Source organism: Bacteroidales bacterium (genome assembly GCA_035353855.1).
Classification (GTDB): Bacteria; Bacteroidota; Bacteroidia; order Bacteroidales; family CG2-30-32-10; genus DAOQAK01.
The window spans coordinates 14,958-41,068 of the sequence record DAOQAK010000005.1 but is presented as its reverse complement, the minus strand read 5'-3'; the positions used below and the strand labels follow the sequence as shown (position 1 = coordinate 41,068).

Annotated in this window: 17 protein-coding genes and 1 tRNA gene; 7 read left to right on the top strand and 11 right to left on the bottom strand. The window is 34.8% G+C overall.

Annotation, left to right across the window (positions count from 1 at the left end):
- Positions 1-113 precede the first annotated feature (113 nt).
- Complete coding sequence (locus PKK00_02095; GenBank protein ID HNW97186.1) at positions 114-806, top strand: NAD-dependent deacylase; 693 nt, start codon at positions 114-116, stop codon at positions 804-806.
- A gap of 195 nt (positions 807-1,001) precedes the next feature.
- Positions 1,002-2,069, top strand: coding sequence for a T9SS type A sorting domain-containing protein (locus tag PKK00_02090; GenBank protein HNW97185.1), 1,068 nt, complete (start codon positions 1,002-1,004; stop codon positions 2,067-2,069).
- A gap of 129 nt (positions 2,070-2,198) precedes the next feature.
- Here the strand turns inward: PKK00_02090 and PKK00_02085 are convergent, their stop codons facing one another.
- The 6 genes from PKK00_02085 to PKK00_02060 all read right to left on the bottom strand — a co-directional run bounded on the left by PKK00_02085 (position 2,199) and on the right by PKK00_02060 (position 6,686).
- Positions 2,199-3,020, bottom strand: coding sequence for a hypothetical protein (locus PKK00_02085; protein ID HNW97184.1), 822 nt, complete (start codon positions 3,018-3,020; stop codon positions 2,199-2,201).
- Between the two features lie 748 nt (positions 3,021-3,768).
- Positions 3,769-3,852: transfer RNA gene (locus tag PKK00_02080), tRNA-Leu, on the bottom strand.
- 59 nt (positions 3,853-3,911) lie between these two features.
- The gene (locus PKK00_02075) at positions 3,912-4,385 is read right to left on the bottom strand and encodes an IPExxxVDY family protein (GenBank protein HNW97183.1); all 474 of its coding nucleotides are present in this window, start codon (positions 4,383-4,385) and stop codon (positions 3,912-3,914) included.
- A gap of 47 nt (positions 4,386-4,432) precedes the next feature.
- On the bottom strand, positions 4,433-5,161 hold the full coding sequence (gene rnc, locus PKK00_02070) for a ribonuclease III (GenBank protein ID HNW97182.1): 729 nt from the start codon (positions 5,159-5,161) through the stop codon (positions 4,433-4,435).
- A 15-nt stretch (positions 5,162-5,176) separates the two neighbouring features.
- A complete protein-coding gene (fabF, locus tag PKK00_02065) occupies positions 5,177-6,430 on the bottom strand; it encodes a beta-ketoacyl-ACP synthase II (protein HNW97181.1) in 1,254 nt (417 codons plus the stop codon).
- A gap of 16 nt (positions 6,431-6,446) precedes the next feature.
- The gene (locus PKK00_02060) at positions 6,447-6,686 is read right to left on the bottom strand and encodes an acyl carrier protein (GenBank protein HNW97180.1); all 240 of its coding nucleotides are present in this window, start codon (positions 6,684-6,686) and stop codon (positions 6,447-6,449) included.
- A gap of 296 nt (positions 6,687-6,982) precedes the next feature.
- On the opposite strand from PKK00_02060, the gene purN reads away from it, so the two are divergent.
- The 3 genes from purN to gatD all read left to right on the top strand — a co-directional run bounded on the left by purN (position 6,983) and on the right by gatD (position 11,116).
- A complete protein-coding gene (gene purN, locus PKK00_02055) occupies positions 6,983-7,570 on the top strand; it encodes a phosphoribosylglycinamide formyltransferase (protein HNW97179.1) in 588 nt (195 codons plus the stop codon).
- A 155-nt stretch (positions 7,571-7,725) separates the two neighbouring features.
- Positions 7,726-9,693, top strand: coding sequence for a Glu-tRNA(Gln) amidotransferase subunit GatE (gatE, locus tag PKK00_02050; GenBank protein HNW97178.1), 1,968 nt, complete (start codon positions 7,726-7,728; stop codon positions 9,691-9,693).
- Positions 9,694-9,730: 37 nt separating this feature from the next.
- On the top strand, positions 9,731-11,116 hold the full coding sequence (gene gatD / locus PKK00_02045; protein ID HNW97177.1) for a Glu-tRNA(Gln) amidotransferase subunit GatD: 1,386 nt from the start codon (positions 9,731-9,733) through the stop codon (positions 11,114-11,116).
- A 371-nt stretch (positions 11,117-11,487) separates the two neighbouring features.
- On the opposite strand, the gene ssb is transcribed toward gatD, so the two are convergent.
- The gene (ssb, locus tag PKK00_02040; protein ID HNW97176.1) at positions 11,488-11,823 is read right to left on the bottom strand and encodes a single-stranded DNA-binding protein; all 336 of its coding nucleotides are present in this window, start codon (positions 11,821-11,823) and stop codon (positions 11,488-11,490) included.
- 270 nt (positions 11,824-12,093) lie between these two features.
- Entirely contained in the window at positions 12,094-13,251 is a 1,158-nt protein-coding gene (locus tag PKK00_02035; GenBank protein HNW97175.1) for an MFS transporter, read from the bottom strand.
- 563 nt (positions 13,252-13,814) lie between these two features.
- Here PKK00_02035 and PKK00_02030 point away from each other — a divergent pair.
- Complete coding sequence (locus PKK00_02030; GenBank protein ID HNW97174.1) at positions 13,815-14,369, top strand: GNAT family N-acetyltransferase; 555 nt, start codon at positions 13,815-13,817, stop codon at positions 14,367-14,369.
- Positions 14,370-14,601: 232 nt separating this feature from the next.
- On the top strand, positions 14,602-20,823 hold the full coding sequence (locus PKK00_02025; protein HNW97173.1) for an alpha-2-macroglobulin family protein: 6,222 nt from the start codon (positions 14,602-14,604) through the stop codon (positions 20,821-20,823).
- Between the two features lie 439 nt (positions 20,824-21,262).
- Here the strand turns inward: PKK00_02025 and infB are convergent, their stop codons facing one another.
- The 3 genes from infB to rimP all read right to left on the bottom strand — a co-directional run bounded on the left by infB (position 21,263) and on the right by rimP (position 26,079).
- On the bottom strand, positions 21,263-24,307 hold the full coding sequence (gene infB, locus PKK00_02020; GenBank protein HNW97172.1) for a translation initiation factor IF-2: 3,045 nt from the start codon (positions 24,305-24,307) through the stop codon (positions 21,263-21,265).
- A 65-nt stretch (positions 24,308-24,372) separates the two neighbouring features.
- Complete coding sequence (gene nusA / locus PKK00_02015; protein ID HNW97171.1) at positions 24,373-25,608, bottom strand: transcription termination factor NusA; 1,236 nt, start codon at positions 25,606-25,608, stop codon at positions 24,373-24,375.
- A gap of 12 nt (positions 25,609-25,620) precedes the next feature.
- The gene (gene rimP / locus PKK00_02010; GenBank protein HNW97170.1) at positions 25,621-26,079 is read right to left on the bottom strand and encodes a ribosome assembly cofactor RimP; all 459 of its coding nucleotides are present in this window, start codon (positions 26,077-26,079) and stop codon (positions 25,621-25,623) included.
- Between the last annotated feature and the right edge of the window lie 32 nt (positions 26,080-26,111).

The following is a 26,111-nucleotide window of genomic DNA, read 5'->3' as shown; positions in this document are numbered from 1 at the left end:
TTTTGTTTGTTTTACAAGTACAGGAAAGTGTAAAAGTACAATTTTTCTGAAAATCTAAAAGTATATAAGTTTTTTGAATCTGGTTAACTTTTTTTAATTTTGAAAAAACATTTATGAAAAAAATTGTTGTTCTTACAGGAGCAGGTATTAGCGCTGAAAGCGGGATAAAAACGTTTCGCGATTCAGATGGTTTGTGGGAAGAATACCGTATTGAAGATGTTGCCACTTACGATGCATGGTTAAATAACCAGGATTTGGTTCTTGAATTTTATAACCAACGCCGAAAACAATTATATGATGTAAAGCCTAATGCTGCTCACTATGCACTTGCAAAGCTTGAAAAAAAATTCGATGTTCACATCATCACACAAAATGTTGATGACCTGCACGAACGCGCAGGAAGCTCGAAAATACTGCATCTTCATGGTGAACTTAAAAAAGCAAGAAGCAGTGTTGATGAAAATTTAATTTATGAAATTGATGGATGGGAATTAAAAAAAGGTGATAAATGCGAGAATGGTTCTCAGCTACGTCCACATATAGTATGGTTTGGCGAAGCCGTTCCTAATATCGTTCCAGCAGCTCACCTATCTGAAAAAGCAGATATATTCATAGTAATAGGAACATCATTAAATGTATATCCCGCAGCAGGATTGCTGAATTATGTTCCACATCATGTTCCAAAATATTTAATCGACCCGAAAGCTGCTGCTGTTGCAGTAAGAAATTTAACTATCATTAAAGAAAAGGCTGGAACAGGTGTTCCTGAACTGGTTAAAAAGTTAATGGAAGAAAATAACAATTAATACAATCTTAAATTATTTTTTAACTGTTATTCTATTTATATTTTTCTACATTTCAAAAGTTAAACTTACAGTTTGAATTGAATATTAACTTTCTCATCAAATAAAATTTTTAATTTGTAAAAATTCTGATTTTTTTTACAAATTAATTTATTGATATTCTATACATTTATTGCGTTAATTTAATCACACACCCCAATGAAAAAATTAATCTCATTTATTATTTTATTTGTAACGTGCATTAACATAAATGCACAGATTACAATTTCGCAAACCGATTTTGCTAGTATTGGAACCACCCTGAATCAGGCAACCGACAAATCGCCCGGAACATCTATTACACCCGGAAATACTGGCGGCAACCAGGTTTGGGATTTTTCAGCACTTCAGGCCGACACTACAATTACAATACATTTTGTTGACCCTGCTACCACAGGAAGTTTAAGTTCAAACTTTCCGCAAGCCAATATTTGTGCGGTTATTAACGATTCTATCAATCCGTATTTAAAAAGTACTTCATCATCTGTTCAGCTTTTAGGTGCAACAGGCGACCTTGTCGGAAACGGCGTTATTGCAGCTGTTGTATATAGTAATACCGAAACCATGCTTACTTTTCCCACAACATTCAATACTTCGTTTACTGATACAAGTTATTTTAATCAGAAGATCTACTATGGAAAAACTTACCTGGGCTTAAATGTAGATACGGTAAGGCAAGTTGAACATAATTACATCACTTCCACTATTGATGCATGGGGAACAGTAATAACACCCGATGGTTCGTTTCCTGCGCTACGACAAAACATGAGAAAAATAACTAATGACAGTACCTGGGTTAGAGTAAAATATATTGGGTGGCTATCGGCTGTACAGCGCGTTAATACTATTGATCAGCGCTACTATACATTTTATACAAATACTATTGGAAATGCTTTGGTGAATATTAAATATTACGGAACAGACAGTACAAAAGTGGACTGGACAAGAGTTAATACAACTTCATCAAACTCATTAACTGAAAAAGAAAAGAGCATAAATATTTTTTCAACTATAGTTACTAATAAAATTCAAATTTACAATCCAAAAAATTCAGAAATAAAAAGTAAATTATTTGATTACACAGGAAAGGAAATTCTATCTACAGAATTCGAGAATAATTCAATTATAAATATCTCGATAAATAATTTAAAAAATGGTTTTTACTTACTGAATGTTTACAATAAATCAGGAAAAATAAAATCAGGAAAAATTATTATAAGCAAATGAGTTAATTTTATTGAGTTAGCAAATTTTTTTAAGCAGTAACTTTTGGGTCAACCGTAGATGTTAATCATAAAATAAGCCTGAAAAAATTCAGGCTTATTTTAGAGATATTTATCTTCAATCCGATAATTCTTACTGGCAATTTGTGTTCATATAATTTTCATCCCAGCAATGATAAACATTATCGCCAAAATGTAATGAGTCGCTTACCTGACCGTTTTTATTGGCAACATTCCACTTGATACTTGTAAGATTATTTTTCCCTTTGTTATAAATATTATAGTATGCATTGTAAGTAGTATCTGTTGTTATTCCATAGGAGATATAACCACCATTTTCAGCACCACCGGGAACAATATTGGTATAAGTAATATCAGCTGTTCCATTTATATCATCCTTATGCCAAACTATTCCAAGAAGTTCTTTATTACTTATAGGATTATCATAAAGTGTCCATGTACCTTCGGTATTATCAAGTTGCGAATCGCCCGAATACCAAAGGAAATCCTGGAAATCATTTTGTTTGGAAATATACATTTCCCAATGAACTGTATTCCCGGTAACTTTAGCCTGAAGTTTTGCCGAATAGGTAGTAATAACTGTATAATCATATTTCCATTCCCAGCAGTCTGCACTGTTATTCCATTCAGCCTGGTAACCGAATGCATGTACAAAAGAAGCTACAGGAACAGCAAGACCAACATTTATAATAACATTCCAAACACAAACATTTCCTGCGGCAAAAAGATAATTGCTATACTGCCCTACTGAATCAACTTTTCCAAAAAACTTTCCTCCTGTATTATTCGAATCCAGGGCAGAAAATTCCATTACAAATGCAGACTTAGGAGGAATTGTTGGAACATCACCGTGATCTTTTTTACATCCGGGTTGTAATACAATGGATGTAAGTATGGTTACCGTTAATAAAAATATGCGCATTTTCTTTTTCATTTTTTTTGTTTTTAAATTTATAATTAGGCTTTGATTATTTTCTTAGTTTATTTTTATACTAATACACAAAAAAATTATTTTACCCCTACAATAAAATTTATTTTTTGTGTTAAAAAATTTATTTATACCGACAGAAAAAAGGTTTGCAAAAATATTTTTTGTTTTCTGTACGGTATAACTCGTTCTAAACAGTTTTGCTTTTGCAAACCTGATAAGAACGAGTATAACATATAAATTAATGAACCAAACAAAATTACCATTTATCATATAATATTTTACTTCAGTATAAATACCTAAAAAAACAGGTAAAAATACTTGTTACTCATTCTTAAAATTTTTGAAAAAATAATAGCAAATTGATGATTGAAAATAGAAAATATTAAATTGAAAATTTTGTTGATGGAGATACAACCTTAACCTAATAACCTTCGACTTAACCAGTTGCCACACCTTACAACCATTGACCACTTAGCCAACGCTCCATTCTTCGATAAACTCAGAATGACCCACGTAAACTTAGAATGACCTTTTTTACACGCTTTACGCTACGCTAAACGCACATGAACCATTGGCATACGCGCTATCAATAGATAGATATCAGGACAAGGCTATCAGAAAATTTTTACAAAATATACGGTTAACTTTTCCCATGAAAAAAATATTTTGTATAATGGAATATATGGGTAGCATTATATTTATTTGTTCTCAAAAAAATAAGACCCTTGAAAATCAAAGGTCTTAGCTCTTGTACCCGAAGCCGGAATCGAACCGGCACGATATTGCTATCATTGGTGTTTGAGACCAACGCGTCTACCTATTCCGCCATCCGGGCGTAAATTTAAGGTGTGCAAATTTAATTATTTTTTTCAGGTGAAAAAATTTCATTCGGTATTATTTCTTCTCTTTTGTCTTCTTTCCAATATCAAGCATGTGTAATTCAAGGTCGGAGAAAAAATTATTTATACTCTTAATTGTACTCAAAGTTATTGTATGAACCGTTAGCACTATGCCCAACGAATAAATATCTTTTACCATTTCATTTTTTATGGCTTCGGTCACATTACCTTTTATCAGAAGGAAAAAATTCATTTGTTTGTATTCTGGAAAAAGAAATCCCTGCTCGCCAAGATTAGTTATGAAATAATACGATTTAAATGTTTGGGGTTCGTCGAAATAATAAAGTGAAAATTCCTGGAGTTCATTTTTCTTATCATTGAACACTTTCAGGTTATCCATTTTCGACATTCGCAGTTGCATTTTTTCATTCAAGGCCCAAATCAGCCGATAATCGCGGTGATGCGAAGCAATGCCCAGCAAAGTATAGTCATTATCAAAATTTGAATCGAGTTTTAATTTTTTAGGCATGACAAATGGAAATAAAAGATAAAGGTATAAAAAATATTTCCCTGATGCTACATTGAATTTTTTTCAGAAATGTATTCTATAGCTTTTTCGGCAGCATGTTGTTCTGCTTTTTTAATTGCATAGTCGCGTCCGGTTCCATATGGAATTTTATCAACCATTGCCGTTACAATATATTGTTTATTATAACCGGTGCCACTTTCCTCCACTACAACAAATTCAACCTGTTTTTTTTCACGCTGTGCCCATTCAATAAGTTTGCTTTTATAATTACTATCTTTATTCTGCAGTTCATCAATATCGATGTGATACTTAATTATCCTGTTAATAATAATTCTTTTTGTAAAACTAAACCCTTTGTCAAGGTAAGCTGCGCCAACAAAAGCTTCGAAAGCATCGCCATTCATCGAACGGTAAATATTATTCCCGCTACCGGTAACAATTAATTTCCCAAATCCCAGTTTCTCGGCAAGCTTGTTTAAACTTTCGCGGCTAACGATACGTGAACGCATTTCTGTTAAAAAACCCTCATCTTTATTTGGAAACTTTCGAAAAAGATAATCAGCAATTACTGCGCTTAATATTGCATCGCCTAAATATTCCAGTCGTTCATTGCTGATCTTTAATCCTTTTATTTCTTTTGTAGCAGCCGAACGATGGCAAAAAGCCAGCTTATAAATAAGAATGTTTTCGGGATAATAACCGAAAACATTCTTAATGAAATTAATAAGTTTTTTTTCTTTTGATAAGATTCCCTTAATGGGAGCAATCAGCTTCAATGTTAAGAATTTTTATTATCCCTTATATTTTTTGAAGATGATAGAAGCATTATGTCCTCCAAAACCGAATGTGTTGCTTAATGCAGCATTCACTGTTCTTTTCTGAGCCTTATGAAATGTGAAATTGAGTTTATTGTCAATTTCAGGATCATCAGTAAAATGGTTAATAGTAGGAGGAACAAGATCATTCTGAATAGCCAGAATTGAAGCCAATGCTTCAACAGCACCGGTTGCACCAAGTAAATGACCTGTCATTGATTTGGTAGAGCTGATATTTAATTTATATGAATGCTCACCAAATACCTGGAGTATTGCTTTGGTTTCAGCAATATCCCCAAGTGGAGTGGATGTACCATGAACATTAATGTAATCAATTTCTTCGGGTTTCATACCGGCATCATCCAATGCATTTTTCATTACATTCATAGCACCCAACCCTTCAGGATGTGGGGCTGTCATGTGATATGCATCGGCAGAAAGTCCGCCCCCTGCAACTTCAGCATATATTTTTGCTCCGCGTGCAAGTGCATGACCAAGTTCTTCAAAAACTAATGCGCCACCACCTTCGCCAAGAACAAAACCATCGCGGTCTTTGTCGAACGGACGTGATGCTGTTTTCGGGTCATCATTTCTTGTAGAAAGAGCCTGCATAGAATTAAATCCACCTACACCAGCCGGATTACATGCAGCTTCAGAGCCACCTGTAATAATTATATTTGCTTTACCAAAACGAATATAATTAAAGGCATCGATAATTGAGTTGGTTGATGAAGCACATGCTGAAGTAGTAGTAAAGTTAGGTCCCATAAATCCATATTTAATGGAAATATGTCCTGCTGCTATATCAGCAATCATCTTGGGAATAAAAAATGGGTTGAATCTTGGTGTTCCATCACCTTTAGCATAATCAGAAACTTCATTAAGAAAAGTATCTAATCCGCCAATACCCGAAGCCCAGATAACTCCGGCTTTTTGTTTATCGATTTTTTCCAGGTCAATATTTGAATCCTTAAATGCTTCGTCTGCACATATTATTGCATACTGAGCATAACGATCATATTTTCGAACTTCTTTGCGGTCAAAATATTTTGAGGAATCGTAATCTTTTACTTCACAGGCAAACTGTGTTTTAAATTTTGATGCATCAAAACGTTTGATCGTATCAGCGCCGCTTACTCCATTAAGAAGGTTATCCCAGAATTCCGGAACAGTATTTCCTAATGGAGTAATTGCGCCAACTCCTGTAACGACAACTCGTTTCAGTTCCATAGATAAAAGATATTAATTACCCTTTATTGTTATTTTCTATATAAGCAATAGCTTCACCAACAGTACCGATTTTTTCAGCCTGATCGTCGGGAATAGCAATGTTGAATTCTTTTTCGAATTCCATGATCAGCTCAACAGTGTCGAGAGAATCAGCACCCAGGTCGTTTGTGAAACTAGCTTCAGGTGTAACTTCTTTTTCATCTACACCCAGCTTATCAATAATGATAGCTTTTACTCTTGTTGCAATGTCTGACATTTTAAATATTTTTTAGTTTAACAGGCTGCAAAGAAATGAAAATATACAATTATAACCAAAACTTTAAGGTTACTTTTTGCCCTAACCTATTACATTAATCTGATATACAATATTTTATATAATTATATTTTAGTTAAAAAATGTTAAAATTTTCACGGTTATACTGCATTGCCATTAAAAATGTTAAAAAAGCGAACTGTAAGCAGGAATAAATTTGTGAAATTATTATGTTATTTATTTAATAAAGTTACGGAAATTTGAAAAATATTTTTTCGGATTATCAGCAAATATGTAATATGGTACAAATAGCAATTTTTGCATCGGGTAGCGGAACGAATGCGCAAAATATTATTGAATATTTTAAAGGAAGAAATGATATATCCGTTTCGCTTGTATTATCAAATAAAGAAGATGCATATGTCCTGAAAAGGTCGCAAATGCTGAATGTTCCATCATTTGTATTTTCTCCAAAAGAATTAAAAGAAACCGATATTGTTGAAGCAAAACTTTCGGAATATAAAATTGATTTTATTGTACTTGCAGGATTTCTACTAATGGTACCAGCAAAACTGATAAAGAAATTTCCCGATAAAATAATAAATGTACACCCTGCTCTTCTTCCAAAATACGGCGGTAAAGGCATGTACGGCGAACATGTTCACGAAACTGTTATTGCAAACGGGGAAAAAGAATCAGGCATCAGTATACATTATGTGAATGAAAGATACGACGAAGGAAATATAATTTTCCAGGCACGTTGTGAAGTTAAAATGAATGATACTCCCGAAACCCTTGCCACACGCATACATGAACTGGAGCATAAATATTTTCCGCAAGTGATTGAAAAAGTAGTCCAGGAAAAAGTTCAGAATTCTGAATTCTGAATTCAGAATTAAAATGAATTCTTTATCAACATCTTTTAATAATTATCCTGAATATTTTTTCAATATATGAGATATTATATACTTTTGAAGTCTTAAAAAATAAACTTAAAAATTATTTAAATTTTCAGACTAACTAATAACAATCCTTCTGATTCATGAAAAAGAAGATCGATCCGGTAAAAAATTATAATGATACACGCGAGGCTATAGGATACGTTCCACGTAAACAGGCAACCCAGGAAACATATAACAGGATAGGCTTTATGTCGGGGCTCGAAGTACACCAGCAATTAAAAACTAAAGAAAAACTTTTTTGCCGTTGCCCGGCAGGTTGTTTCCATGAAAATGAGGTTTATGATGCAGAAGTAATACGCCACATGCGTCCAACTCTCAGTGAACTCGGTGAATACGATGGCACTGCACTCATGGAATTTAAAACCAGGAAAGAAATCATTTACAGAATAAAAAATGAGACCACCTGTACTTACGAAGTTGACGACACACCGCCATTTCCTTTAAACAGGGAAGCGCTGGCGGCAGCCATTAGAATTTCACATCTTTCAAAACTTAAAATTGTTGGTGAAGTTCATGTTACACGTAAGCAATATCTCGATGGCAGCATTCCCACAGGTTTTCAGAGAACCGCGATTATCGGCGTTGAAGGTGAGTTTAGTATGAAAAATAAAAAAATACGTTTGATACAATTAAGCCTCGAAGAAGATGCTTGCCGTGAAGTCAGCGATATTCGTCATACACGTATTTATAAAACCGACAGGCTGGGTATGCCGCTAATAGAAACTGTTACCTACCCCGACATGGTTAATCCTGATGAAGTAAAGGAAGCCTGCGACTATATACGTTTCCTGAACCGCAGTACCGGACTGGTTCGCACAGGAATTGGCGCAGGACGTGAAGATGTGAATGTAAGTTGTAAAGGAGGAACACGTGTTGAAATCAAAGGTGTTGCTCATACCAAATGGATACCTGAGCTTACCCACAACGAATGTTTCCGCCAATGGGCATTACTGAATGTTCGCAAAATTTTAAATGAAAGAATTTCTGATACCAAAAACTGGAAAATATCGTCTGTTGAGCTGCCTTATACCGGGCATAAACTTACCGCCTATCCTCCAATAAAAGCAGCCAAAGCAAACAAGAATAAACTTATTGCTGTTAACCTGCCTATGTTCGAAGGCATACTTTCGCATTTTACGCAACCCGGAAAAATGTTTGCCGATGACATTAGCGAACGCCTTAAAGTTATTGCCTGCATTGAAAGACCCAATATGACCCATTCGGAAGATATTCAACAATTGATCAATGAAAAGGATTCCGATAAAATTAAAAAGTTATTGAAAACATCTGATGGCGATGCACAAATCATTTTCTGGGCGCCTGAAGAAGATATAAAAACCGCTCTCGAAACTATTGAAGAACGTTGCAGGATGGCATTTGAAGGTATTCCAAAAGAAACCCGCAAATCGTTCGGTGATGGAACTACTATTTTTGAGCGCGTGCTTCCCGGTGCCGATCGCATGTATCCCGATACCGACTCTAAACCTATTCCACTGGAAGATGCTTATATTAATAAGCTTCGTCAGGATTTGCCCGAAGAAGTTATTGAACGTTATCACCAACTTATTAAATGGAAAATTCCTGAAGATACTTACAATTACATTCTTAAACGCAATCATTACCCAATGATTGAAAAAATTGTGAATGAATTAAAGTTCGATTCAAAATTTATCGGAACCTTTTACGGACACACACTGAAGTTTATTGAAGGGCACTTCAAACCTGTTTCCACTTTTAATTACGAAAAAATTTACGACATGTTCAAATACATTCGTGAACAAAAACTCGACAAGGAAATTGTGAAAAAAATAATTCCCGTTTTATACGAACATCCGCAAATGGATTTCGATTCCATATTGTTAAGCATCAATTTTACAAAAGTTTCTTCAAGTGATATTATTGCCCTGATTCCTTTTCTTAAAGAAAAATTCAAAAATATCCGCCGCAAAAATGAAGACCACGTTGAAACAAAATGGATAATGGGAGAACTTAGAAAGAAAGCTATTGGAAATATTCCTTTTGTTCAACTTTTTAAAGAAGTTCAATAATTAAAAATCAACATTCGTAAATCGTAAATACTAAATTATGTCAGAAGATTTTTTCCAGGGGTATAAAGGCACAGCGCTTGATTTGCTTAAAAAATATAATGTACGTGTATGGGGACAAGCTGAAATAAACACTACCCGCGGAGCTTTTCAGGGTACTATATTGCCACGTTCCGAAAACGATGATGACAAACATATCGTTCTTAAAATCATTACAGGATATAATATCGGGATTGATACTGATACTGTTACCGGCATGAAAGAAACCGGTTATAAAAAAGCCAACTATAAGATTCCTGAAAAGGAATTTCCTTATACCGACGGATTGCCAAAAGTTAAGTTGATAGGAACCGGCGGAACTATTGCATCGCGCCTCGACTACCGCACAGGTGCTGTAATTCCTGCATTCAGCCCCGGTGAACTTTATGGCGCCGTTCCTGAATTGGCAGATATTTGTAACCTTACTACGGAAAAAGTTTTTGCTGTATTCAGCGAAAATATGGGCCCGGAACAATATAAAAAACTGGCTGTTGCCATAGGCAAAGAAATTGAAAATGGTATTGACGGGATCATTATAGGACATGGTACGGATACGTTACATTACACTGCTGCGGCATTAACATTCATGGTTCAGAATTCACCAATACCAATTGTTCTTGTAGGTTCGCAGCGTTCATCCGACAGGCCTTCGTCCGATGCCGCACTGAACCTTATGCATGCTGCAACTGCCGCAGGTCACGGTGATATTGCCGAAACTATGGTATGTATGTTTGGACCTACTTCCGACGACTACGCTTTCCTGCATAGGGGAACAAGAGTAAGAAAAATGCATTCTTCTTATCGCTCTACATTCCGCACTATTGGCGATACTCCATTAGCAACAGTTACACGACAAGGCGTTAAACCCATAAAACAAATTTATAATCATCGGCGCAAAGACCGCAACGTTACCATACTTCCTTATTTTGAAGAAAAAGTTGGTATGCTTTATTATTATACCAATATGAATCCTGATATGATTGACTCAATGGTTGATAACGGATATAAAGGAATCATAATTATAGGAACAGGTCTTGGTCATGTGAATAAACCCATTTATCCGGCAATTGAAAGAGCAGTTAAAAAAGGTGTTGCTATTTATATGACCGTTCAAACTTTATGGGGATATGTTCATATGTTTGTTTACGACACAGGTCGCGACCTTATGGCAAAAGGAATTATTCCTGCCGAAAATATGTTACCCGAAGTAGCTTACATAAAACTTGGTTGGGCATTAGGACAAACGAACGACCTGGAAAAGGTAAAAGAAATAATGCTCACGCCTATCAACGATGAAATAACACGACGTGAACCTTATAATGGTTATTTAATCTACCAGGGTGGCGTTCCTGAAGTGGAAGATTTTATAAGGCAATTCAGGAAATAAATTTTACCATAAATTTATTACATTGTCTTGCTAAGCTAAGCAACTCTATATACTATTTACTTTAGTTTCCTCATTTCATTCGGAAAGACAATGAAATTAGGAATATATTTTTTTACCCCCATCCCCATCCCTTCCCCTTAATCCGCCGCGGCGGAGGGAAGGGTGTAGGCTTCGTGATGTCTTGTATTGCGAAGCGAAACAACTCGGAATAACATCAATTTAGTTTCCTCGTTACACTCGGAAAGACAAAAAGAAAAAATACTTTACTTTTTTATTTGTCTTGCTGAGCGAAGCGAAGCAATTCTAAATGCTATTTACTTTGGTTTCCTCGCTGCGCTCGGAAAGACAATAAGAAATTCGGGATTAGGCTTTTAAGCCGCAACATTTAATGCAAACTCACCGGCTACGACTTCCGATATTGTTCGTTTTATACCAAATTTATCAGTATACTCGCGATTTATCAATTTGCCCCGAAGCGTTACACGACTTCCTTTTTTCAGAAACTCATTAGCCATTTCGGCAACTTTATTCCACAGTACCACGTTATGCCATGTGGTATTACTAACCCACTCGCCGGTTTTTCTTTTAAAACTTTCGTGTGTAGCAAGCGTAATACGCATTACTTTACTTCCTGTTTTTGTTGTTTGCATTTCCGGTTCTGTTCCCACATAACCATTTAATTCTACTTTGTTCATTGTTGTTTTCATAATTCAAAAATTTTAGATTTTAGATTTTTTTAAATTGTTTGATGCAGCAAAGTAACAGTAGTGCAAAACCATCACTCGGTTTTTACATATTTAGTTTCGTTTAAAATTCGTTTATAACCGATTACAATCGGATAATGTTTCTAATAAGTTTTACCGAAGGTCGGTTAATGTATAAACACGAAGATATAATGAAGGATGCTTTTACATTATACTTGAACAAACTATTGCAAACATATAGTAGTTAAGAGATTTCAGCGTGAATGCACGACTCTATTTATTCTCGTATGATTTAAGGACAAATAAGCGGAAAAATAATAACCCTGTAATACTTACCATTGCATTCATCCAAAAGATAGCAGGAATAGAAATATACTGTGCAATCAACCCGGCCATGATCATCCCGAAACCCATTCCAAGATCTACTGCTGTGTATAGCGTAGAATTTGCAGCTCCGCGATGTTCGGGTGCTGCAATATTATTAACCATCGACTGAAACGTTGGAAATATGACTCCATTACCAAATCCAATAATTATTGCAGACATATAAAATAGAACTTCATTTTTCGCTATTGCCAGCATCGGAAACCCTATGATCAGAAGAATCAGGCATAAAGTAATAATTTTTCGCGGACCACTCCTGTCAAACACCTTGCCTACAGTAAGTCGTGCTGCTGCAATACCCGCAGAAAGAATCAGGAAATAAAGGGAAGAATTCTGAACCCCTATCTCACGACCATAAAGAGCAATAAACGATAGCAACCCACCATATGAGATCATAGTTATTACAACATTTAATGAAGGACGTACAGAATTTTTATCAAACATGCTGTTCAGCTTTAATTTAATTCTTTTCCCTACAATAAATCGTTTGCGCAGATTAATAGCATATGCACAAATCAAACTGATAAAACTGATAAAACATCCCGAAATAAACATGGCAAAATAACCCCAATGATGACAAATAAATAATCCGATAATCGGTCCTACTGACATCCCCAGTGTTGTTGAAAGTGCAAAATATCCTATCCCTTCACCTCTTTTCGATACCGGAATGATATCAACTGCTATGGTTGAACCCGAAACCGTGGTAAATCCCCAGACCAGGCCCTGAGCAAAACGAAGTGTTATTATTGATGTGATAGAAATAGCAACCAGATAGCCTGCAAACAATATCGTATAAATTATTAAAGCCAATAAAAAAACAATACGGCGACCAAATCTGTCAAGTGCAAAACCAGAAAACGGACGTACCAGTATTGAAGCAATGGTATATACTCCAACCACTACTCCTACCTGCATTTTAGATGCTTGAAGATCGGTTACTAAATAAATAGGTAATGATGAAAGTATTGCATAATAGGTAATATACATCAAAAAGTTTGACAAAATTAGAAAGATAAAATCCTTATGCCATATCTTTTCATTCATTATATTATAATCATTTATAAAACTTTACTGCAAAGTTATTAATAACTATAGTTATGCAAATAAATAATTATTAGAAAAAGTTTTAGCCTATAATAGATAAGTAAAAAAGTAAAAATTTTTATGAAGAACATTATTTTAGCAATGACTAAGGATTCCCGATATCATCATATAGCGGTTGATTTCAATATAATAATGGTAGTGATTACTAAAACATATAAGCATTGGGCTTTTTATAAAATTTCAATACAAACTTAAATTTGCACCAACCATGATGAATAAATTCAAAACAGAAATTCAGCCGGAATTTACTTTAACATGGATATTATACCGTACAGAAAACAAAAAATATTTTTGCAAAACTCTTTTCTGTCGGTATAAACCATTACTTCACTTCAAATTTTTCTGTTTTTTGATTAATACCATTGAAAATTTATTGAGTTATTACATATATATAATAGGTATAATCGCTTCTTTAAGCTACTCTATAAAGTCATCATTTATTTTACAGAATGTTTGTAATTTCGCCGAAGATAATTTAATCAACCAATAATAATGCATACTTTATGATAACCGAATTGAAAGAAGAGGAGATAGCGCTTGTGCTGCAAATGTCGGATAAATTTGTTGGCAAAAATTTTCAGACTTATGAATCAATAAAAGATTACATTTTAAATCCGCAGAAAGTTATCAGGATTTATAAGATTAATAACGAAATTGTTGGTTTTGTAAAAGGTGAAATACTAAAAAAATCCGAATTTAAAAAAAGCCTGTTGAAGGTAGATAAGCCTTTTGAGAAAAAAGTTACTGATGACGGTTATATGGGATATGCCGAAACCATTTGTGTAAAAGAAGAATACCGACATACACACATTGCACACGATATGGCTGATGAATTAATCCGTGTAATGAAAAAAATTGAAAATATTGATGTAATATGTACCACTGTTTGGAAAAGCGGTGATATTGCAAATGCAAAGAACCTGGTTGAAACCATAGGGTTCAAACTCATAACAGAAATAAAAAATTACTGGTACAACGATTCTATTAAAAAAAAATACATGTGTCCCCATTGTGGTAATCCACCTTGTAAATGCTCGATGTTATTTTATAAGATGTAACATTAAACACATCATAAGCACCATCAAAATATTTATTCTGTCATTCATTCTGTCATTTTATCATTTTAAAAACTCTATCCGTAAAAAATCCGTGTAAATCAGCGTCCTTATAAAAAAACAATTCATAAATCCGAATTCAAAAATCGTTTTATGGAATTGTAAACTATTTTTCATCTTCATTACAAAATTCACCAAATAAAATTTTTAACTTGCAACATTAAATCATACAGCTATGAAAACAAAACTTGTATTATTGGTAAGCGCTTTTGCTTTACTGGTTTTTGGCGGAACATATTTTTCAAACTACAAACCGTTAAGCCCTAAGGAAAAAAATAATCCATCAAATATTATTTCCGGAATTTCAGTTTTCAATTATACCAAAGCCTGGGCAAAAATTGATTCGTTGCTTGCCAAAGGCCTTAGTAAGTCGGCGCTTGAACAGGTGCTGGTCGTTTACAAAAATGCAAAAGCTGAAAATAATGCCCCGCAGTTTGTAAAAGCAGTAATGTATAAAATGAAGCTCGATAATAATTTAAATGAAAATTCTTTCGACAGCAGCATTGCAAATTTAAAGACAGAAATCAATGAAACAGCATTTCCTATTAAACCTGTTTTGCATTCAGTGCTTGCCGAAATGTACTGGCGCTTTTATTCAACAAATCGTTACCGATATTATCAGCGTACTGAAACCGTTGCATACAAAGAATACGATATTCAAACATGGACACTAAAACAAATCCTGAATGAAGTAGTAAAAAATTATGTGGCTTCGCTTACTGATTATGAAAATTTGAAAAAAACAAAATTGAATTTATATGACGATATCATTATTCGCGATACCCTTTCACGCAAGTTCAGGCCTACATTGTACGATTTTCTAGCTCATCGTGCTGTTGACTTTTTCATGAACGATGAATCGGAAATCACCAAACCTGCTTTTAAATTTGATATTGACAAAGAAGAATATTTTAAACCTTATCCCGATTTTGTAAAGCTTAACATCACTACAAAAGATTCGCTATCGCTGAAATATTATGCTGCTGTTATTTTACAAGATCTTATTAAATTTCATGCAAATGATGCTGACCCATCGGCATTGATTGATGTTGACTTAAAACGCATGTCATTTGTAAAAAATAATTCAACTCTTGATTTTAAAGACAGTCTTTATCTTCAAACTTTATTGGCTCTTGAATCAAAATTTTCAAACTCCGCATCTTCAACAGATGTTACTTACGCCATCGCACAGCATTATTACAGCAACGGACTAAAATACAAACCACTGCAGTCGGACGAAAATAAATGGATGCTGAAAAAATCAATTGAGAAATGTGAAGCCGCAATAAAAGCGTATCCATTATCAGATGGGGCTAAGAATTGCGAGAACCTTAAATTCCAGATAAAAACAAGATCCTTTAACATGACTGTTGAAGAAGGAAACGCACCTAATAAGCCTTTCCGTTCACTGGTAACTTATAAAAATGTCAATAATTTATCGCTGCGCATTATTAAAATGACCTATGAAAATGATGAAAAACTTAGGAAAAAATATTATGGTGATGAACTTGTTGGAAAATACCTGAAGGAATCTGCATACAAAGAATGGAATATTACCCTACCCGATGATGGCGATTTCCAAAGCCATTCGGCTGAAATAAAAATCCCTGCACTTCCTTTTGGGTATTATGTTTTGCTCGCAACTGATGGAAAAACTTTCACAACAACCGAAAGAATTATTTCATATAGCCAGTTTTGGATTACCAATATCAGCAGCATCGACAGGTATAAAGAAAATTATGCAATGGATTTTTTTGTTACAGACCGAGAAACCGGAAAGCCAATGAAATCAGTAACCGCGCAATGTTATACCAGTAAATATAATTATGTTTTGCGTGAATATGAAAACGTAAAATGGAAAAAATTTACTACCGATGAGAATGGTTTTTTTGAAATTCCACCTGCAGATGATTACATGTATTTTTATGTAGATTTTTCCAATGGCAGCGATCGCTTTGTTTCGAGCAACAGCTATTACCAGTATAAAGATTACAAATATGATAACAACATTCCTTATAAAACATTTTTCTTTACCGATAGGGCTATCTATCGTCCGGGGCAAACAATTTATTTTAAGGGAATCATCTTAAAAAATGATAATGACGGCAATCTTACAGAAGTTGCACCAAACGTAAAAACTACGGTAACTTTCTACGATGTAAATTATCAAAAGATTAGCGACCTTGAATTAACTTCAAATGAATACGGATCGTTTACCGGGACATTTACGGCACCCGCAGCTATTACAGGTTCTGTACATATTGCTGACTCGTATGGAAGCGCATATTTTTCCGTTGAAGAATATAAGCGTCCGAAATTTTCAGTTAGCATCAATCCTGTTAAAGGAAGCTATAAACTTAACGAAAACCTTGATATTACAGGAACAGCAAAAGCATATGCCGGCAACATGATTGACGGAGCTAATGTTACATACCGCGTGGTTCGTACGGTTTCGTTTCCTTACTGGTGGTATTGGTGGAAAGGATATTATCCACGTTCATCGCAAACTGAAATTGCAAATGGCACAACAACAACTGATGATAAAGGAGAATTTAAGATATCATTCAAAGCATTACCCGATTTAAGTATTTCGAAAAAAAGCAATCCCACTTATACTTTCACTGTTTATGCTGATGTTACCGATATCAACGGAGAAACCCATTCTGCGCAGGATTACGTGAAAGTTGGTTACAAAGCATTGTCCCTCTCTGTTTATGTTCCCGATAATGTTGAGAAAACCGGGAAAAATATTTTCACACTTTCAACAACAAACCTCAGCGGTGAAAAAGAAGCAGCAAAAGGAAACGTTACTATTTATAAATTAAAACAACCCGATAAAATCTTCCGTGAACGAATTTGGGATCGTCCTGATAAGTTCGTGATGACAAAAGATGAATACTATTCAAGTTTCCCTTACGATTTGTACGATGATGAAAACAACATGTACAAATGGGAAAAAGAAACAAAAGTTTTTGAAACAGTTTTTGAAACTCCGAAAGATTCAACAATAAAAATCAGCGACCTTTCTTCATGGAAGCCCGGTACATATATTTTGGAAGCAAAAACAAAAGATAAATATGGTGAAGATGTTGAATATTTCAGCTATTTCAAAGTTTATGGTACAAAAGAAAAACAAATTCCAGAAAACGATATCAGTTATTTTGAACTGGTGAAAAGCTCGGCAGAACCGGGAGAAAACGTATCATTCATACTTGGGACAAAAGATGATTCTGTAAAATTTTATTATGAAATTGAAAAAGACGGCATCATAAAATCGCATCAATGGCTTTCATTAAGTAAAGAACAAAAACTTTTTGAAATTCCTGTAACCGAAGAATACCGAGGTAATTTTGCAATTCATATTTTTGCTGTAAAACATAATCGTTTATTTACGAACAAAGAAATTGTAACGGTTCCTTATACCAATAAAGAACTCGACATTGAATTTGAAACATTCCGCGATAAGCTGCTGCCGGGTCAACAGGAAGAATGGAAAATAAAAATAAAAGGAAAGAACGGCGATAAAGTTGCAGCCGAATTACTGGCAACCATGTATGATGCTTCACTCGATGCATACGAAGCAAACTATTGGTATTTCGATATCCTGAAAAACTTTTATTCAAGTCTGTATTGGGATGGTGAAAAAAGTTTTACTAATAACACATCTACTTCGTACTCGTTTTATAAAGAAACTTATCCTAACCCTATTTACAGGTACTATGATAAATTGAACTGGTTCGGATTTAATTACGGAAACACACATTATCGAAGTAGTGGTTTTATATCTAAAAGCTACGAAGGAGATTACGATATGGTGTATGACGCTGCACCTGTATCACAAAATGCTGTAATGAGCATAACTAAAAGCGAAACCGTAACAACAGGAAATAAAAAAGATAAAAATAAAGAAGAAGCTGATGAAAAAACTATGACAGGTTATGGAATGGGCGCGGGATTAGCTGAACAAGCAAAAGAAACTGTAGATTTATCTGTTGCACTTCCACCAGCACCCGGAAAAAGCGGAGAAGGTTTAACAGATGTAAAAACACGTTCTAATTTTAATGAAACCGCATTCTTCTATCCTCAGCTTAAAACCGATGAAAATGGAAACATTGTAATTTCATTTACTATTCCCGAAGCTCTTACCAAATGGAAGTTTATGGGGCTAGCTCACACAAAAGATTTAAAGTTCAGCCAGATTGAAAAAGAAACGGTAACGCAAAAAGATCTGATGATAGTTCCTAATGCACCGCGTTTCTTCAGGGAAAATGATAAAATTTCATTCACCGCAAAAGTTTCAAATCTTACTGAAAAAGAAATGACAGGCAGTGCACAGCTTTTCCTCTTCGATGCAACAACACTCAAAGCAATTGATGATGTTTGTAAAAACGCCAATGCAACAAAAACATTTACTGCTGCAAAAGGCGGCAGTAGCGCACTTTCGTGGGATATAGAAATTCCCGAAAACATCAGTGCTATAAAATATAAAGTGGTTGCAAAGTCAGGAAATTTCAGTGATGGCGAAGAAATGGTTATTCCTGTTTTAAACAACCGGATGCTGGTAACTGAAACCATGCCGTTACCTGTTCGCGGAAAAGAAACAAAAGATTTCACTTTCACAAAACTTGTGAATTCAAAATCTTCATCAACGCTTAAAAATTATAAGCTCACCCTTGAATATACTTCCAATCCTGCATGGTACGCCATACAAGCATTACCCTACATGATGGAATATCCTTATGAATGTGCCGAACAAACATTCAGTCGTTTTTATGCAAACAGCATTGCTTCACATATCGCGAACTCACATCCCAAAATAAAAGCGGTTTTCGACAGTTGGAAAAATTTAACTCCCGATGCATTGCTTTCCAATCTTGAAAAAAATGAAGACCTAAAATCGCTAATGCTTGAAGAAACGCCGTGGGTATTGCAGGCAAAGAATGAAAGCGAACGGAAACAGCGTGTGGCATTACTTTTCGATTTGAACAAGATGAGTTATGAATTGGATAAGGCTTTAGCAAAACTCGAAAAAATGCAATTGCCTAATGGCGGATTCCCTTGGTTTGGCGGCATGGAAGACGACCGTTATATTACACAACATGTTGTTACCGGCTTCGGACACCTTGATAATCTTGGTGTAAAAAATATAAGAGATGACAACAAATGCTGGAACATGATTAAAGATGCTGTGGAGTATCTCGACAACAGGATGAGAGAAGATTACGAGTGGTTGCTGAAGTATTACAAAAAAGATGAACTTGAAAAAAATCATATCGGTTATTTGGAAATTCAATACTTATATGCACGCAGTTATTTCCTGAAAGATGTTGAAATTGCTTCGAAAAATAAAGATGCATACGATTATTTTGTTGGACAGGCAAAAAAATACTGGCTCGATAATAATCGTTATTTACAGGGAATGATATCGCTTGCATTGAATCGAATCGGAGATAAATCTTTGGCTAATGATATTATAAAATCATTAAAAGAAAATTCAATAAATAATGATGAAATGGGAATGTACTGGAAAGATATGAGTGGCGGATATTTCTGGTACCAGGCTCCTATTGAAACACAGTCGTTGCTGATCGAAGCATTTGATGAAGTTGCGAACGACAGCACTTCTGTTGAAAATATGAAAGTGTGGTTGCTGAAACAAAAACAAACTACCGATTGGAAAACTACCAAAGCAACTTCGGAAGCCTGTTATGCCTTGCTGCTGCGGGGAACCAACTGGCTTGCCAGCGATCAGCTTGTTGAAATATCTCTTGGCGGACAAAAAATTGACCCGAAGAAAATGGACAATGTAAAAGTGGAAGCAGGCACCGGATATTTTAAAACATCGTGGAGTGGAAATGAAATTACTCCGGATATGGGAAATGTAAAAGTGAAGAAAACCGATACAGGTGTATCGTGGGGAGCGCTGTATTGGCAGTACTTTGAACAGCTTGATAAAATTACACCTGCTGAAACTCCTTTGAAATTGGAGAAAAAACTTTTTGTTCAAAAAAATTCTGCAACCGGTCCGGTAATTTATCAAATCACCGATACAACAAAATTGAAAGTGGGTGATAAAATAAAAGTCCGCATTGAACTGCACGTTGACCGCGACATGGAATACGTTCACATGAAAGACATGCGTGCTTCGGGATTTGAACCCATCAATGTTATTTCGCAGTATAAATACCAGGACGGACTTGGCTACTATGAAAGCACTCGCGATGCTTCAACTAATTTCTTTTTCTCTTATTTGCCAAAAGGAACTTATGTTTTTGAATACCCATTGTGGGTAACACACAAAGGTGATTTCAGTAATGGAATTACAACTATTCAATGTATGTACGCGCCCGAATTCAGCACACATTCAGAAGGTGTAAGAGTGAAAATAAATGAATAGGTTCAAATTATACTGAGCGAATGAATTTGCAAAATAATGCAAATTCGTTCAGCCGAAGTATAATAATCAAGCTATCTAAAGTGTTCTCTGTTTCGTGAAATTGATGAAAACTCTGTGAACCTTTGTGTGATTTTTATTTACTACACAGAGGTTCCCAGAGAATGCAAAGAGGATGCAAAGGAAAACGCAAATAAAAAATCGTAAACAGTCTCTTAATATATTTGCAGATAAAGTATTACTGAATGTATAAAAAATAGTAACTCATCAGTATGTATAAATATTTAATTATCAGCGATTTTTATCTGCATTCATCAGCGAGAAATATTTTTTTATCTCTGATCCGTTACAAAAATGTAAATATAAAAAATACTGAATAACACATAAAAAAAGCTGCCTTAACATAGGCAACTTTTTTTAAAACTATAAATTTTTTCTTTACTTATAATTTTTTCTTTACCTCTACCTGTTCATAACCTTCAATAATATCGCCTACTTTAAGATCATTAAAGTTCGCAATATTCAAACCGCATTCATAACCGGCATTCACTTCTTTGGCATCATCTTTAAAACGTTTAAGTGATCCGAGTTCACCGGTGTATACAACAATACCATCACGGATAAGGCGTATTTTGGTATTACGTGTAACTTTACCATCAAGAACCATACATCCGGCAACGCTACCGACTTTTGTAATTTTAAATACTTCCCTGATTTCAATATTACAAATAATCTTTTCTTCCATTTCCGGCGTGTGCATTCCTTCAATAGCTGATTTCAGCTCATTGATGGCGTTATAAATAATGGAGTATAAACGAATATCTATCTGTTCCTGTTCTGCAAGCTTACGTGCACTTACAGATGGACGAACCTGGAACCCGATAATAATTGCATTCGATGCCGAAGCAAGCAATACATCTGATTCAGAAATTTGTCCTACCGATTTATGAATTACATTAACCTGCACCTGGTTTGTTGACAGTTTTAGTAATGCATCAGCAAGAGCTTCAATAGAACCATCAACATCACCTTTAATAATAATATTTAATTCTTTGAAATCACCAATGGCTATACGTCTGCCTATTTCATCAAGAGTAATATGTTTCTGTGTTCTTAAACCCTGTTCACGCTGAAGTTGCAAACGTTTTGTTGCAATATTTTTTACTTCATGCTCATCAGTCATTACATTAAATTTATCACCTGCTTGCGGAGCACCATTCAAACCCAGTAAAAGCACAGGAGCTGAAGGACCGGCAGTTTTAATTGGCTGATTTCTTTCGTTAAACATGGCCTTAACACGCCCCCATGTATAACCTGCCAGAACCATATCGCCGATATTTAATGTTCCATTTTGAACAAGAACTTTTGCAATATATCCACGTCCTTTATCAAGAGCTGATTCAATTACCGCACCCATTGCAAGCCTTTGAGGATTGGCTTTGAGATCGAGCATATCTGCTTCCAGTAAAACTTTTTCTAAAAGCAGGTCAACATTAACACCTTTTTTTGCCGATATTTCCTGCGACTGGTATTTTCCTCCCCAATCTTCAACAAGATAATTCATATTGGCAAGCTGCTCTTTTATTTTTTCAACATTGGCATTAGGTTTATCAATTTTATTGATCGCAAACACAATAGGAACACCAGCAGCCGAAGCATGATTAATAGCTTCAATGGTTTGTGGCATTACACTATCATCGGCTGCAACTACAATAATAACAATATCGGTAATTTTTGCACCACGTGCACGCATGGCTGTAAAAGCTTCGTGGCCGGGAGTATCAAGGAAAGTAATTTTTCTGCCATTCTCCAGCTTCACTTCGTATGCCCCAATATGTTGTGTAATTCCTCCTGCTTCTCCGGCAATTACATTTGTTTTCCTTATATAATCGAGCAATGATGTTTTTCCATGGTCAACGTGTCCCATAACTGTAACAATAGGAGCACGGGAAATCCTGTTTTCATCATCATCATCTTTATCTTCTTTAATTGCATCCTGAACATCAGCGCTAACAAATTCCACTTTATAACCAAATTCATCGGCAACTATTGTAAGGGTTTCTGCATCCATGCGCTGGTTGATGGATACAAAAAGCCCCAGGTTCATACATGTTGAAATGATCTGCGTTACAGGAACATTTAACATGGAAGCTAATTCATTTGCGGTAACAAATTCCGTTACTTTAATGATTTTCTTTTCTTCTTCTATGCGTTCCATTTCTTCCTGGAACTGCTGGTTTACCATATCGCGTTTATGGCGGCGGTATTTTGATGCTTTCGATTTACCTGTACCACTAAGGCGAGCTAAAGTTTCTTTTATCTGTTTTTCAATTTCATCTTCCGAAACTACAGGTTTTAAATGTTCTTTTTTATGTGATTTCTTCTCTTTATGTTTGGGATGTTCAATATTATTATTTACACCACTTCTAGAAGGGTCGACCTTAAATTCTTTTTTAATACGTTTTCTTTTCTTCTTTTTATTTTTTATCTCTTCACTCGAATTGATAATAGGTTTTTTGATAGGTTCTTTTATAGTGGGTAATTCCATTTTGCCAAGAATAGTAGGTCCATCAAGTTTTCTGAATTCTGTTGGTATAAAATTTACAGGAGATTCTTTCTTCTCTTCTTCCGGTATAATTTTTTCTTCTTCCGGTATTTCAACAACAGCTATTTCTTTTACTTCTTCAACAGGTATTATTTCTTCCTCTAAAGGCTGAATCGGTTTCTTTATTTTCTTTTCTTCTTTCTTTGCTAATTTCTCGGCTTCTTTTTCTTTCTTGGTTTTCTTTGCTGGTTTTGTTTTGGTATTCATTGAATCCAAATCAATTTTACCAATAACTTTTATTTTAGAATCCGGCTCAACTGGGGCAACAATCTTTTCTTCTTTTTTCTCTTCTTCAGGAACTTCTTCTTTTTGAATTTTTTTCTTTTTTTCTTCTACAGGAACTATTTCTTCTTTTTCTGCAACAACTTCTTCCTTTGTTTCAATTTTTTCTTCTTTTTTACTTTTTGATTTTACCGTTTCCTTTTTTTCAATTTCCGGTTCGGGTTCAGTTTTCTTTTTTGTTTTCGGCTTGGGCTCAAGTTTTTCTTTATCTATCTTCCCTAATACTTTAGGGGCTTTAATTTCCGTTTCTTCTTTTTCAAGTTTAAAGATTTCCTTTTTGCCGGCTACGTTTGAATCCTTAATCAGAAGTTCTTCTTTTTCTGCATCTTTAGGTTTAACGACAGGTTTAGCATCATCAATCGTGATCGTTTCCTTTTTTGCAAAAGCAATTCCGCTCAGCCGCTTGGATTCTTCCTTTGCGCTTTTTTCTGATTGAAATTCTTTAATTAACAGCTCATACATTTCGCTGTTAACTTTAGCATTTGGATTTGCATCAACAGTAAATCCTTTCTTTTTAAGGAAATCCAGTATTGTCTGAATGCCTATGTTAAACTCTTTTGCGATCTTGCTTAATCGCAATCCTTGTGGTGCATCTACCATATTTTATCCTTATATAATTCTGAACTTAAAAATTATCTAGAATTATGCTGTAAAATTATATTTTTTTATTCAAACTCTGACCTTAATATTCGAATTACTTCTTTAATGGTTTCTTCTTCCAGGTCGGTTCTTTGAACCAATTCTTCAACAGGTATTTCTAAAACACTTTTTGCTGTATCGCATCCGATATTTTTCAGTTCATCAATAATCCACTGATCGATCTCGTCGCTGAATTCCTGTAAGTCAACATCCTCAATGTCTTCCTCTGCATCGCGATATACATCAATTTCATAACCTGTAAGTTTTCCGGCAAGCTTAATATTATACCCGCCTTTTCCTATTGCCATAGAAACCTGGTCTGGCTTAAGATAAACATCGGCACGCTTGGTATCATCATGAATTATGATCGATGAAATTTTTGCCGGACTTAATGCACGCTGAATATATAAAGTAGGATTCGATGTATAATTGATAACATCAATATTTTCGTTTTTCAATTCTCGTACTATCCCGTGAATACGTGAACCTTTCATACCAACGCATGCACCAACAGGGTCAATCCTGTCATCATAAGATTCTACGGCAACTTTAGCTCTTTCGCCGGGAACTCTTACAATGTTTTTAATTGTGATAAGTCCGTCGAAAACTTCAGGAACTTCCTGTTCAAATAATCGTTCAAGAAATACGGGTGATGTACGCGATAAAATTATTACCGGTGTATTATTTTTCATTTCTACTTTTGAAACCACTGCTCTTAATGAATCTCCCTTTCTGTAGAAATCGGATGGGATTTGTTCTGATTTTGGAAGTAAAAGTTCAATCCCTTCATCATCAAGAATAAGAATTTCTTTTTTCCAAACCTGGTAAACTTCGCCTGCAACGATCTCGCCTATACGTTCTTTATATTTTTTATAAACATTATCTTTTTCAAGATCAAGAATTTTAGAAGCCAGATTCTGTCTGATAGAAAGTATTTCACGACGACCAAAATGTTCCATACGGAATTCTTCCGAAACATCTTCACCAATTTCAAAATCGGGTTCTATTTTAATGGCTTCGGAATATGCAATTTGCTGGTTTGAATCTTCTACTGCATTATCGTCAACGATGGTACGATTACGCCATATTTCAAGGTCTCCCTTATCCACGTTTACAATAATATCGAAGTTATCAGCCGAACCGTATTTTTTCGCCAGCATACCTCTGAAAACTTCCTCAAGAATACGCATTAATGTTGCCCTGTCGATGTTTTTAAATTCTTTGAACTCGGAGAATGATTCAACTAAATTAATATGTTCCATTTTGTATAACTATTATAAGTTAATGATAAGTTTGGTTTCCTTCACATCCGAAAATGCTATGGAAACAATATTTTCAACTATTATTTTTTTATTTTTTTCTTTCACTGTGTTTTCTTCAAGTAATTCAAAATCATTATCGGAAACATTTTTAATAATACCTTTTCTTACTGTTCCGTTTTTTAATACTGTTTTTACTTTACGTCCAATATTTTTTTTGTACTGTCTTTGCAGAATCAACGGGTGACTTAATCCTGCCGATGAAACTTCCAGTTCATAATCTTCTGCTTCCCTATCGTACTGCGATTCAATAAAGCGGCTAAGTCCAGCGCAATCATCTATGGTAACAGATGTATCGGAATCGATATAAACAACAATTCTGTTACCCGGGTTTACTTTAACCGAAACCAAAAATTTATCGCTTCCGGAAAGCTTACCGTTAATAAGTTTTGATATATTTTCTTCTTTAATCATCAGTATTTTCAAGTCAATGAAAGAGGGGACTC